The organism is Paenibacillus ferrarius (assembly GCF_002027705.1).
GTDB classification, from domain to species: Bacteria; Bacillota; Bacilli; order Paenibacillales; family NBRC-103111; genus Paenibacillus_E; species Paenibacillus_E ferrarius.
This window is the reverse complement of sequence record NZ_MBTG01000019.1, coordinates 70,136-82,871: the sequence shown is the minus strand read 5'-3', so window position 1 is coordinate 82,871 and position 12,736 is coordinate 70,136. Positions and strand designations below refer to the sequence as shown.

Below are 12,736 nucleotides of genomic sequence, written 5' to 3'. Positions count from 1 at the left end.
ATACAAGATAACATGAAGGCACCATGGCAATCCAATAGGGAGTCGCTGGAATTCGATGTCCGTTAGCATGAGCCGAATTGACAAACAAAATGAGCCGCATAGCAAAGCTTTGATTACTCGGCTCGGTTACTATGAGGATAGAAGGAACGGATACAAACAAAATGAAAAAAAGGTGAGGACAACATGGAAAATGTGAAAAGACGATCCCTAGAAGAAATTGCTGACCGTGATGCTATACGTGATCTCATTGACGCATATGCCTATTGTGCAGACACGAGGGATGCTGAAGGCCAAATGGCACTATTTACGGAAGATACTCTTTTTAGAGTATTTATGGATGAACGTCAGGCAGAACCATCTCAAATCGTTACCAGTAGGAAGGAATTAGCACCTATTTTTGATAACTTAAATACTTATGACTCCACCATGCATGTTAATGGCCAAAGTAAGATTATTTTATCTGGTGATACGGCAATTGGGACAACCTATTGTAATGCTCATCATTTAACAATCGATGGCGATGACAAGAAATTAATGGTAGCAGCTATAAGGTATAACGACGAATTCATCAAACTGAATAATCAGTGGCTTTTCAAAAAAAGAGATCTCAAGGTTGCATGGGTTGAAACTAAACCACTAAATAGCTAAAAAGCCCCTTTCACCATTCAGGCCAGAGGCTCCATTGATGTGAAGGAATTGAGGATGGAAAGATTATAATAAATTACAATCTTTTCGTCCTCCCCCCTCTAGACGTCCATTATCATTCCATTGACCGTACATTTTGTTTTCTCTCGTATTTATTATGAATTTGTCCAATCTGCTCCTAAACAATTCTGGCTGATTCTTAATGCTTTGTATCGTGTCGATCCGAACTCGTTTATAAAGATCTGGAAATGCCATGAAATTATCGTACACTTGCTTTTCCTCTTTCAGCCTTTGCTCTATCTCTTCATCTATTCTAAAAGAATTATGATCCATATCAGGAAGAACCCTTCTTCCTTCGTCTCTCATTAACCCCAACTTATCGAGGCGGCGGACACGTTCTTTATTTAATTCCGTCCATGAACTTTTTTTACTTCTAGGAGACAACCGCTGAGCTAGCTCCGTTTCAGAAATTTTCTTTTTGACTCCATCGATCCATCCAAAGCACAAAGCTTCCTCGACCGCGTCCAAATATAACAACGTATTCGGGGTAGGCGTCATACTAACCACGACCCAGCAAAACTTTTTCGTCTTTCCATTTTCCTGCAGCCAAATCCTCACATCTTCTCTCGATTTTGCTGGAATCAGATTTTCAATTTCCATATACATGATCCTTTCTAAATTTTCCAAGTAAAAATATACAAGAAAAAATGGTCTGCAATTGCAAGACCATTCTCAAGCATGAGTTACTGTTTGTTAGAAATGACTTTATCAAGAAACTTATCTGCGTCACTATTGAATTTCCACGAAATCCCGAACTTATCAACCAGCATGCCAAAGCACGAAGACCAAGGAGTATTGGATAACGGCATTATAACATAGCCACCAACCGATAAACGATTAAAGTATTCTTCTAGTTTTTGTTTATCATCGATGACTAGGCTAATCAGGACATTATTTCCTTTCACCAACTCACCTGTTACCGTCTTCATAGAAGGCAAAATATCCGACATCATGATTTTCCCGCCTACGAATTCTATGGAAGATTCCATAATCATAGTTAACTCATTTTCTGGCAGTGGATAGTTTGGATCTTGTGGGATATCGCTAAATTTAACTTTTTTCACTTCCGCTGCACTTAAAGCCTCCGAATAAAATTCAATCCCTTGTTCTGCATTTCCATCAAAGTTTAAATATACAATAGCTGACATAAAGTAATACCTCCTTCTTGTGATAAATGTAGTATAATCTACAAAAGGTGACAACTGTATGTCACCATTCCTAAATTAATTTGAGGAGGGGGAACTTATGGACAAGATTGAGAGACTTATTTCTATCATCATGATATTGCTGAGAAAAAATATCGTTTCAACAACAGAATTCACGCAATTATTTGATGTGTCCAAAAGAACTATTCTTCGCGATATGGAAACACTGAGCCTATCCAACATCCCGATCTATTCTATCAATGGCGTTCATGGCGGCTACGGTATTATGGATGAATACAAGGTGGATAAACGTCTTTTAAGCAGCTCCGACTTAGAGAATATACTAACTGCGCTCGGCGGATTGGAACAAATTCTAATTAGCGAAGAAGTTGACATTACGATCAAAAAAATAGAGGCAATGGTTAGCCCCTTGTCTCTGAAAAGTTCGATTCAACTGTCATTTTATGGTTGGGAGGGTCGGTCTGAAATTCTTCACACCTTGAGGACATTTCAAGAATCCATACTAAAGAGAAGATTAGTTTCATTTGATTATATAGATAAAAATGGCACAGCGACGAATAGAATTGTCGAGCCCTATCAGCTTCATTTTAGCGAAACGAGTTGGTATCTGAAGGGATTCTGTTTACATCGTATGAGCTATAGAACGTTCAAATTATCTCGGATCGATAAGCTTAATATGGACGACAAAACATTTAACCCTAGAGAATATTTAGTAGAACAAGAACGCGAAGCAAGCTATCAACCGCAGCTAGTCGCTATTCAGGCATTGATTTCCCCTAGCATCCAAGATCAATTCATTGAAAGGTACGGTCGAAAAAGTATTGAAAACTATAGTTCTGAATTTTTATTAGCAACAATCGATGTCCCTCACAACAGTACAGGATTTCAATTTCTAGCAAGTTTCGGCACAAATCTAAAAATCGTAGCGCCCCAAACATATGTTGAAGACTTTCGGAATTATTTGAAACAGATGATGGATCACTATGTCTGAGAAGATCTAGATCTAAAAATCATATAACTGATCGCGGCCAAAACCCACACGCCAATGCCGCCATAGAGCATCACCAAGCCAAATCCGTGCACAAGAGCCGCGTGGACCACAGCTCCGGACGCATCCAGAGAGGACAGTTCTGGCAAGCCCTGCTTGAGGGATGCAAAGTTTCCGGCAGCTATTTTCCCGGCCAAAGCCCGCAATTGCGTTGTATCGAGAGTCCCTGGAAGGGCTCCCCTCAAATAAGACAGGATGCCTTCCTGCAAAATGAATCCCATAACGGCGATGTTGATGGCTAGACTGATCAATCTGGCACTCATGTCTATACCGGAAGCCATGCCTGCGCGGGTAATCGGAACTGAGCCAGTAGTCGTGTTGGTCACAGGCGTGTTGGTCAAGCCCAGCCCGATGCCAGCCAACAGGGAACCTGGGAGCATGGTCAGCCAGTTGGCGTGATCGCCTCCACTGCCATATTTCATCATAATGAAGCCCAGGCCGATGATGAAAAGACCCAATGGGATGACGATACGCGGCTGATAGCGCAGCGAAAGACGCTCTGCAAGTGGCGGGATCACCAGGGTAGGCAGCGCATAAGCCAAGAGAGACAGCCCGGCGGCAACAATGCCATAACCAAGACCGCTCTGAAAATAAATCGGCAGATAGATCATGAATGGCCAGAAACTGAAATTCATGCCGATGGAACCAAGGATCGCGCCGGAGAAATTGCGTATCCTGAATACGGAAAAGTCGAACATCGGATGAGTGCTGAACTTTTCCACAATTAGAAAAATAATGAAGCTTGCTGCCGCTGCACCAAGAATGCTGATGGAGGCTATGCTGGTAAAGCCTAATTCTGCTCCTTGCGTGATAAAGTAGGCCAGACCAAAGACCGCCAACGAAAGCGTGACAATACCGATAACGTCCAGCTTTTTCGCTTGCGGATCACTGGATTCCTCCACACCCCCAAAGACAAGGATCAGCGTAAGGATGGTCAGCGGTACGTGGATCAGAAAAACCCAATGCCAGTTCAATGCAGCCACGATCATCCCCCCGATAATGGGTCCAAACCCGAGGCCAATCCCGAACACGATCCCCCATATTCCAAAGGCTTTGCTGCGTTCCCGCCCTTCCTGAAACCGATGAGAAAGAATCGCTATCTGGCAAATCTGCATCGCACCAGCACCCACACCTTGAAGAAACCGACTGACGATTAGAACCGAGGTGCTTTGCGCCAAACCACAAATCAGGGATGTAACGCCAAACAAAACGAGGCTAATAATAAAAATGCGCCTCCTTCCATAACGGTCAGCTAGGGACCCCACAGCCATCAGAACCGTCGCACAGGCAATGGTGTAGGCATTCATAATCCATTGCATATCCTTAAGATTGCCATGCAATACCTTTTCCAGGGTTGGCAGTATGACTGGCACACTGGAAATTTCGAGACCGAACATTAGCGCGGACAAACATATCGCGGCCAATGCGATGATATTTTTGCTGGAATCTTTTGTACCTGCCATATTTAAATCGTATTTGCTCATTGCTTGCCATTCCTCTCTGACTTCTCATGTGTGAATCGCCTTATTCATGTGAGTGTTATTATATAATTTAAATCGTTCATTTTACATAACACATCAAATCAAATATGATGATTATACAAATAAATCAAAGTTATTTTATTCAAATACCTTAAATTTAAAGGAGAACACTCAAAGTGGATCATATAGACAAACAAATCCTCTTCTATCTTCAGAACCAGGCAAGGATTTCAATGACTGAACTGGGTAAAAGCGTGGGCTTGTCCCAACCTGCTGTAACGGAACGAGTTAAGAGAATGGAAGAAAAGGGAGTAATCGAAGAGTATCGTACCGTCATTTCTCCTGAAAAAATTGGGAAGCATGCGGCCGCCTATATGTTGTTTCGGACTAGGGACTGCTTGGCATTTCTTGATTTTGTCCATGCCTCTCCCCAAGTTGCCGAGTGCCACCGCATAAGCGGAGAACACAGTTATTTATTAAAAGTAGTGACGGAATCCACACGCACGCTCGAAGAGTTTAGCAATCAGTGCGATAAATATGGAACCTATACAGTCCTGATTGTCATGTCTTCACCGATCGATCATAGTCTTCTAATTCATTCTCTCAAAGAAGCGAATAGAGTTGACTAATGCCGAGCAGAAGTTCCAATAAACGCTGCGAATAATTCATCAAGAAGGCCTCAAAGGGTTTGAGTGGAAAAATGTTGATTTGATACAAGGCACGATCTATGTAAAACAGAGCATATCAGATTTTGACAATGGTAATCCTGTAACCAAAAACCAACAAGTCTATTCGAAAATTACTCTGTCTGATGCGGTATGGGAAGAACTGAAGGGGTTCATGCCAAAATCATCGTTCGCCTTAGCATCTAACTTAGCACGATCACCAGTGAGTTTGATAAGCTTTTGGAGATCTTTGATTTGATTCATCAGTCTCACCATCCCAGTAAGTCATCCCATGAAATTGTTGATTTATATTCTTATTTCCTGAAGGTTCTTTCGTAGTCTTCAAAACGAATTTTTCTAATTTGTTTTCGATCTGATGTTCGAACAATAATTCCTTCGGACTTTCCAGTAGAATCGATTCCCACTTGTGTTTGTTCAAATTCTTTAAGAAATGAAAAAGTCTTATCTAAAGTTATCGGAAAATCAGCACCTTTCTCCTCCGTCAACAGTGGAGCATATTCCAATTCAAATTTTTCAACAAATTTGCGTTTTTCAACTTCATTATAAAAAGGTTGATTTCCATGATCTCTCCATTCAGCAATCTTTTCTTGTGACAATGAAAGGAGGTTATTCAATTCATCCTGATTTAAGGAGAACACATCAAACACTCGATAACCTTGAGTTTTACTTTCAGTATAGTTTTTGGATGCTTTCGTCTTTCCTCCATATGATTCCTGATAAATGACAGTTAATGCCCAATCGCCATTAGAAAAGATATCATCGATGATTTTATCAGCTAGAAGTTTAAGAAACTCTGCAATATTGCCATAAGGGTTCCCTATCCTATCTCCCTTTGCAAATAATAATTCCTCTCTGGAGCCTATTAGATAATCAATTTCATTATAATAATTTTTCAACAGAATAATTCTTGAGTTCTCACCATCCACTTTTTCATAAACAAATACATTATCTGAATCAGAGAAGCCTTTCGACTCAGATAATTCATCAGTTAAACGACCTCTTTCACCCAATTGATGATATGTAAGAATACTTGGGTATTTAGTTAAAGAGTTAATTTTTTTCAAATCCATCCGTTTACATCCCCCTATAAATTTATCTTTTCACGTCATTCTGATAGTACTTACCTCAAAAATTCCCCCAACACACATGAAAGACGAATCTTATTTACAGCGTGAACACATTTTCCCTAAAATAGTAAATCCATTTAAAACAATTCTGCCTAATTCGTTTTCACTAGCATCAACATAGGGAAATCATACTGGGATTTTGTTATAAAATTGCTTTTGTATAAATCCTAAAGAATTGTCACTGTCGCAATGTCCCTTCCAGCCCAAAGCTTAAAGGTATAACCACCTACAAGTAGATGCCAAGGGGCTTCATCAACTAAAAAACCTACATCCGCATAAGTATTCCATGTTCCATCTATTAAGGAGGTTATTCTTACAGGTACAGTCCATGTATCACCATAGATTTTCTTGTCGATTATTTCTCCATAGATCACTACTATGTCACGAAGCCATTCATTCATAGAATAACGACTTGGGTCTTTATCCCACTTAATTATGGCTTTCGCATGCCTTCTATCCACATCATCTCCCACTAAATTATCTAAACTTTGGTTGTATATCCCTCTATAATCTCTTGTTTCATTGGGATACCTCTTGCGAAAAGCATCTACATATTCCCAAAATAGTTTTTCGTCAAAATGCTTGTGATTATTCGAAAGAGTTTCTTGAAGGTTATGAAATACATCTGCTAGTTCAGCAATATTTCTGGTTCTTACAACCATCTTATATAATGAAAATGGATTCCACCACTTAACTTTTCCCCATGAATGAAATCGAATGTCAATTAAAACCACATGCAGTAGATAGATAAACGCCTTGAACTTTTTTCCCTCCAATTTTTCACCATCTTTCAACAGCATTAAAATTGCCCTTTTATTTTAAACAGTCCTTAGCAGGTTTCCAATTGTATCCCTATTTTCATTGTGATTGGGTTTATCACACGCCCCTAAAAATCTCCAACGTTTGTTGGATAAAATCGTGCATATATCTAACACTTAATGATTTTTGAGTATACAGTTAGTATGTATTCACTTTCAGTTTCGTCCTCATTTAAGTCTGATTCGTCCGTTTCGATAATAGTAATACCATCAAATTGTGCTTTCTCTTTGTATTGAATTAGTAGGTTCTGGATGTCTTTTACCTTGTTCAATATACATCCAAACGGTAATTCTAAACCCTCATAAAACGAAACAATTGAAAGCCTAATAGCAGGTATCTGACAATCACCCCAAATGTAAAAAAGAAAGGATTTATCTTTATAATGCTTATTCAAATATGCCGACCATGAGGTTTCAACAAAGATAAAAACCTTTTCTAACTCACAAATTGAAATACTGTTTTTCTTAATCAATTTGTTTAGCTTCTGAATGGTGTAAAGATTATAGTTAGCTTCCGCATTGTATTGACCACTGTCATTAGAGAACAAGAGATTTGGTTGCTCTGCTATCTCAATAATTTCATTGTACGCTTTAATTCCCTTAACTTTTAGAAAGTCAATCATAAAAATGTATCACTACCTTCAAAATAAAATCATTCCTTGTTGAAGCACTTATAGACTGCTAACTGCTATCGCCTTATTATATCACCAACTTACAAATTAAGGATAAACGTCTAGGGATAGCGAATGTTGCTATTAACGCAAAAAAGCCCTCTTAAAGGGCTTTTCAACATCTAAACTTGTTATCGTATCGTGAGAGGACAACCCACATTGAATTCTCACTCATTGTTTCCTTTCCAAACCAACACTGAGCAACACTCTACATGCACCGTATGAGGGAACATATCCACCGGCGTCACCTCCGCGACGCCGTAACCGCCATCGACGAGCACGCGCAAGTCGCGAGCCAGTGTCGAGGCGCTGCACGACACGTACACGACGCGCCGCGGCTGCAGCTCGAGGATCGTCGCGAGCAGCGCCGGGTCGCAGCCCTTGCGCGGCGGGTCTACGACGATCACGTCAGGCCGGACGCCCTGGCGGGTCCACTCGGGCAGGACGACCTCGGCGGGGCCTGCCTCGAAGTGCACGTTCGTCATGCCGTTTAACTCGGCATTCTTCCGTGCATCCGCGATCGCCTCTTCGACGATCTCGACGCCGTACACCTGTCCCGCGCGCTGCGCGAGGAACAGGGAGATTGTGCCGATGCCGCAGTAGGCATCGACCACCGTCTCGCCGCCTGTGAGCGCGGCGTACTCCAGTGCCTTCCCGTACAAGACTTCCGTCTGCACGGGGTTCACTTGATAGAACGATCGCGCGGAAATAGCAAATTTCACATCGCCGATATAGTCATAGATGACTTCGCTGCCCCACAGGACGCGAGTCTCATCTCCAAAAATAACATTCGTCTGTTTCACATTAATGTTATGACAGATGCTTGCGACAGCGGGCAGCGCTTCGCGAATGCCAGCAATCCATTCATCCACACGAGGTATCAAGCTGCCATTAGTCACAAGGACGACCATAAGCTCGCCCGTGCGGAAGCCAACTTTGACGACGACGTGGCGCAGCAGTCCGAGGCCTGTCTCTTCCCGATAAGCGCGGATGCCAAGACGCGCACCGATCTCTTTCACCCGAGCTACGACTTCGTCGTTGGACTCATGTTGAATCAAGCACTCCTCCATGTCGATGATGCGATGGCTGCCTTGCGCATAGAAGCCGCCGATGAGGCCGCCGCGCTCTTCCCCAAATGGAACCTGAGCCTTGTTCCGATACCGCCACGGATCGGTCATCCCAAGTGTGGGATGAACAATAATGCCCTCTTCGCCCAGTTCGCTGGCAACCGTCAGCTTCCCAATCCGCACCAAATTATCGACAACTTGCTGCCGCTTCACGCGAAGCTGAGCCTCATAGCTCAGATGCTGCAGCTGGCAGCCGCCGCACTCCTCATAGATCACGCAATCCGGCTTAACCCGATCTGGACTCACTTCCAGCACTTCCACGAGCGCAGCATAGCCATACTGCTTCTTCAAATGGTTCACCCGAACAAGCGCACGCTCACCTGGCAGCGCACCCGCAACAAAAAGGGTAAAGCCATTCACACGGCCCACCCCTTCGCCATCATGGCTGATCCCCATGATCTCAGCCTCATATTGCTGCCCGATCTGCACCGGCAGATCCGCCATCCAAGCGGCCGCCGCTTTCCCGGCAGCCCCGCCAGGTCTTCCCGACTGCTGCCCCGATCTATTCCCTGCGGGCTTGCCATTGCCACTTTGTTCTCTATGTTTACCTGGCCGCGAGCCAGAACTGCTTTTAGCTTTCATAATACCCTCACTTTAATCCCAATACGATAATTTAAAAATTGCTTTTCTTGGTTTTGGTTTTCTTGCTATTGCTTTCTTGGTTTTGCTTTATTTTCTTAGTATTTCTATATTTTTCTTCAAATCCTACTCTTCCCGATGCGAATCCTCCGCAAACCCCTTCAACTGAAAAGGGGTAGTCAACGTATCGAGCAGCTTCTTCTTATAAATCGATTGCCCCGATTCATCCACAATAATCTGCAAATGGCTCTTCAGATTCGTCATGACACATGGCAATGTGCCCCCGAACTCGCCATCGAGATTCAACTGGACGTAGTCCGGCGAATTGATCTCAATATGGTTCGTTTGGAAGTAAATCAGGTTCGGATCACTTAGATGCTCGCCGCGCAGCGCAAGCGTGACTACTCGGATGAACTCCGCAAGGTTGCATTTGCGCAGAATCAATACATCGAACAGCCCATCGTTCATGCTCGCATCCGGAGCCAGCTTCTCGAAGCCGCCGACGGAGTTGGAGTTGCCGACGAGGAACATCATGACTTCGTCATGGAACTCCATTTCGCCTGCTTTGACGTACAGCTCGATAGGCTTTAGTCTAGGCAGCTTTTCGAGTCCCTTCATATAATAGGCCAACTGCCCGATCATGGTTTTGAGCTTGCTTGGGACTTCATACGTCAGCTCGGTCATTGAACCACCGCCGGCGATGTTGATGAAGTAGCGGTTGTTGATTTTGCCTACATCAATGTCGGTGGTGTGCTGCTGAACAATGAGGTCACAGGCCTGCTCCAAGTTCTTGGGAATGCCCAGCGCACGGGCAAAATCGTTGGTTGTCCCCAGCGGCAGAATGCCAAGCGGCGGCCTTCCTTCGCGTTCAGCCATACCGTTCACGACTTCACAGAGGGTGCCGTCTCCCCCTGCGGCGATAATTAAGTCGAAGCCCCGGCTAACAGCCTGAGCTGCCGCAAGTGTCGCATCCCCTTCGCCGATGGTGGCGTGGGTGGATGTCTCGAAACCGCCGCGCTCTAGGCGCTGAAGAATTTCGGGTAAACGCTTTTTCATTTCTTCCCGGCCAGAAGTCGGATTATAGATCAGTCTTGCTCTTTTGACCATCGTGTCTCATCACCTGTTCGCCGTCTGAAATTTCGGAAGCTATCTGCTTCTCGATCCATTTGGATATTAGCGGACTTGGCAGCAGCGCCCGTCCATTGTATGTATATGCGAACCCCTCCATGCGGGAAGGGATAACCTTATTCGTGAAATAGCCTTCACTTAGAAAAACCGGCGCAACGACGACTTTATGATCAGGCTTGTTCTCCGCCCACCATGTCATCTTTCGTTTCACTTGATCCGGCAAAAGCATAGCGACATCCGCCTCATCGTATCCGCCTAATGCTTTCAAGCGCTCTGCAAGCAGCTCTAGGCCTTGGCGCCATTTGAGATGGAAGCCTTTCTCCTTGCTGCCGTGTCCAACCAATAGGACGATCTCCTGACTGGGGCATTCGGACAGCTCTTTGATTTTGTCATAAATAATCTCAGCAATCACGGGATCATCATCAATCGGCGATGTGAAATGAATGCGCGCCTGAATATGAAAAGGCTCCAGATCCGTCTCCAGCAGCGGCTGTTCAACGACACCTAAGGCATAGCTGATTTCATCAATATGTGTACTCCCAGAGGACACGAACAGAGGAACGACGATCATATCCGTCACACCCTGGGCCTCTAAGCTATAGATGCCATCTTGAATTAATCGCCCTTCCACCAGCTCCAGATAGGAGGCATATATCGGAACACCCTGCGGCATTCGGACGGCCGACACGGCCTCATCGACGAGCTGAACCCAGCCTTCGTCTCGGGATCCATGGCTGATGACCAACACACCATATGTACTCATGCTATTTTTCCCACCCGTTCTAACCCTGCATACAATCCTATGCTAACTAATGTGTTCGCACATGTCAATTGAACCCTTGGTGAAACAGGAAAAATCCCGCATTACACATGGTAACACAGGATTCTGACCCTATTTGCCAAACCTTGCTTATCGACCTAGACGATCCAGCGTCAGCACGTAGCCGTCGTTGCCGTAGTTCAAGCATCTTTTGACCCGAGAAATGGTCGCGGTAGACGCCCCTGTTTCGGCTTCGATCTGGTTATACGTGCAGCCTTTGCGCAGCATGCGAGCAACTTCGAGGCGCTGGGACAGCGACTGAATCTCATTGACTGTGCACAGGTCATCAAAAAAGACGTAACACTCCTCTATATCCTTAAGCGTCAAGATGGCTTCAAAAAGCTGGTCTATGGCTTTATCGTTTAATTTTTTTAATTGCATACGTTGTCAACTCCCGGTAGAAAAGCAATTTGGCTTCTGAAATCAGTAAGCTCCCTGTGTAACTTTCGACACGCCGAGAATAAATCCTGCCTTTAGGATTGCGAAACGGTAAAAATTCTATGCGTTAATGAGTTAAATTGTGACAAATATCCAGACCCGTGACATTCGTCCATACCAATAGTAGGCAAGTGACATATCCTGTAGGAGACAAATCTGATAAAAAGGGTCGTGAATTCTAGTGAATAATCCAAGACACATCATTGGCAATGGCGGTCAGCGTCCTGAAGTCCATACAAGGAGCTTAACTACTTTACCAGCCCAACTGGGGGATGGCGGCTTAGGGCAATATCCAGGTTTAGGCGGTGGCGGATTTCCTGTTCCTTTTGAAGGAGGTGGCGGTGGATTCTTTGGCGGGGGTGCCCCTGGCGGCAACGCTGGTGGATTTTTTGGCGGAGGCGCTCCTGGCGGTAACGCTGGCGGCGGATTCTTCGGTGGCGGCGCTCCCGCTAGCGGCACTGGCGGAGGTAGTGGAGGCGGTAATTTCCTCAGCAACCTTCTAGGTGGCGGGGGTGGAGCAGCAGGCGGTTCGTCTAACCCGCTGAGCGGCTTGAATTTGAAGCAAATCGCCGGATTTGTGGAGCGTATGGGCGGGATCGACGGCATCATCGGCTCGATGGGCAAGGTGCAGAAGTTCATGAATACCTTCCAGCAAATGGCTCCCATGGTGAAGACGCTGTTCGCCTCAATAGGTAAAGGCAAGGTGAACTCCTCCAAAGAAGTAGAGGAAATATTCAAACCGAAGCGCAAACGGCGCAAGAAATCAGGTGCTGCTCGTGGCAAACAAGGCGGTTCCCGTTCCAAAGTCGGCGGTTCAACGAAACGCAAACGCAAGTAAGATGAACTGTTTTTAGCTAACATACAACCTACAAGCGTGCAAAAAGCCGCCCCGTCTTGGCTGTCAACCAAGCGAGGCGGCTTTCTGTCGCCTTATTTTGAGTT

Annotated in this window: 15 protein-coding genes; 4 read left to right on the top strand and 11 right to left on the bottom strand. The window is 44.6% G+C overall.

The window, feature by feature from the left end; translation table 11 throughout:
* Nucleotides 1-183 precede the first annotated feature (183 nt).
* The gene (locus tag BC351_RS20800; RefSeq protein WP_079414647.1) at nucleotides 184-648 is read left to right on the top strand and encodes a nuclear transport factor 2 family protein; all 465 of its coding nucleotides are present in this window, start codon (nucleotides 184-186) and stop codon (nucleotides 646-648) included.
* A 63-nt stretch (nucleotides 649-711) separates the two neighbouring features.
* Here BC351_RS20800 and BC351_RS20795 read toward each other — a convergent pair whose 3' ends face one another.
* Nucleotides 712-1,305: a YdeI/OmpD-associated family protein gene (locus BC351_RS20795; protein ID WP_079414646.1), complete on the bottom strand. Its 594-nt coding sequence runs from the start codon at nucleotides 1,303-1,305 to the stop codon at nucleotides 712-714.
* A gap of 83 nt (nucleotides 1,306-1,388) precedes the next feature.
* Nucleotides 1,389-1,853, bottom strand: a complete 465-nt coding sequence (locus BC351_RS20790; protein ID WP_079414645.1) for a VOC family protein — start codon at nucleotides 1,851-1,853, stop codon at nucleotides 1,389-1,391.
* A 97-nt stretch (nucleotides 1,854-1,950) separates the two neighbouring features.
* Between BC351_RS20790 and BC351_RS20785 the strand changes: the two genes are divergently transcribed.
* Nucleotides 1,951-2,862: a helix-turn-helix transcriptional regulator gene (locus tag BC351_RS20785; protein ID WP_079414644.1), complete on the top strand. Its 912-nt coding sequence runs from the start codon at nucleotides 1,951-1,953 to the stop codon at nucleotides 2,860-2,862.
* Here the strand turns inward: BC351_RS20785 and BC351_RS20780 are convergent.
* Entirely contained in the window at nucleotides 2,853-4,403 is a 1,551-nt protein-coding gene (locus BC351_RS20780; RefSeq protein ID WP_244209117.1) for an MFS transporter, read from the bottom strand. The genes BC351_RS20785 and BC351_RS20780 overlap by 10 nt on opposite strands.
* Nucleotides 4,404-4,576: 173 nt before the next feature.
* Between BC351_RS20780 and BC351_RS20775 the strand changes: the two genes are divergently transcribed.
* Nucleotides 4,577-5,029: an Lrp/AsnC family transcriptional regulator gene (locus tag BC351_RS20775; RefSeq protein WP_079414642.1), complete on the top strand. Its 453-nt coding sequence runs from the start codon at nucleotides 4,577-4,579 to the stop codon at nucleotides 5,027-5,029.
* 159 nt (nucleotides 5,030-5,188) lie between these two features.
* Here the strand turns inward: BC351_RS20775 and BC351_RS42770 are convergent, their stop codons facing one another.
* The 8 genes from BC351_RS42770 to BC351_RS20740 all read right to left on the bottom strand — a co-directional run bounded on the left by BC351_RS42770 (nucleotide 5,189) and on the right by BC351_RS20740 (nucleotide 11,737).
* Complete coding sequence (locus BC351_RS42770) at nucleotides 5,189-5,329, bottom strand: hypothetical protein (protein WP_167388034.1); 141 nt, start codon at nucleotides 5,327-5,329, stop codon at nucleotides 5,189-5,191.
* A 50-nt stretch (nucleotides 5,330-5,379) separates the two neighbouring features.
* Nucleotides 5,380-6,156 carry an RNA ligase family protein gene (locus BC351_RS20770; RefSeq protein ID WP_079414640.1) on the bottom strand — a complete coding sequence of 259 codons (777 nt, stop codon included), beginning with the start codon at nucleotides 6,154-6,156 and terminating at the stop codon, nucleotides 5,380-5,382.
* A 224-nt stretch (nucleotides 6,157-6,380) separates the two neighbouring features.
* Nucleotides 6,381-7,013: a hypothetical protein gene (locus BC351_RS43530; protein WP_244209116.1), complete on the bottom strand. Its 633-nt coding sequence runs from the start codon at nucleotides 7,011-7,013 to the stop codon at nucleotides 6,381-6,383.
* Between the two features lie 128 nt (nucleotides 7,014-7,141).
* Complete coding sequence (locus tag BC351_RS20760; protein ID WP_079414638.1) at nucleotides 7,142-7,654, bottom strand: hypothetical protein; 513 nt, start codon at nucleotides 7,652-7,654, stop codon at nucleotides 7,142-7,144.
* 215 nt (nucleotides 7,655-7,869) lie between these two features.
* Nucleotides 7,870-9,411, bottom strand: a complete 1,542-nt coding sequence (gene rlmD, locus BC351_RS20755) for a 23S rRNA (uracil(1939)-C(5))-methyltransferase RlmD (protein WP_079414637.1) — start codon at nucleotides 9,409-9,411, stop codon at nucleotides 7,870-7,872.
* 123 nt (nucleotides 9,412-9,534) lie between these two features.
* Nucleotides 9,535-10,515 (bottom strand): diacylglycerol kinase, encoded by a 981-nt coding sequence (locus BC351_RS20750; RefSeq protein WP_079414636.1) that lies wholly within the window; start codon nucleotides 10,513-10,515, stop codon nucleotides 9,535-9,537.
* Nucleotides 10,487-11,299, bottom strand: a complete 813-nt coding sequence (locus BC351_RS20745) for a sirohydrochlorin chelatase (RefSeq protein WP_079414732.1) — start codon at nucleotides 11,297-11,299, stop codon at nucleotides 10,487-10,489. Before BC351_RS20745 ends, BC351_RS20750 begins: the two co-directional genes overlap by 29 nt.
* A 147-nt stretch (nucleotides 11,300-11,446) precedes the next feature.
* Nucleotides 11,447-11,737: a YerC/YecD family TrpR-related protein gene (locus BC351_RS20740; protein ID WP_079414635.1), complete on the bottom strand. Its 291-nt coding sequence runs from the start codon at nucleotides 11,735-11,737 to the stop codon at nucleotides 11,447-11,449.
* A 238-nt stretch (nucleotides 11,738-11,975) separates the two neighbouring features.
* Between BC351_RS20740 and BC351_RS20735 the strand changes: the two genes are divergently transcribed.
* The gene (locus tag BC351_RS20735) at nucleotides 11,976-12,632 is read left to right on the top strand and encodes an aminotransferase (protein WP_244209114.1); all 657 of its coding nucleotides are present in this window, start codon (nucleotides 11,976-11,978) and stop codon (nucleotides 12,630-12,632) included.
* Nucleotides 12,633-12,736: the final 104 nt, after the last annotated feature.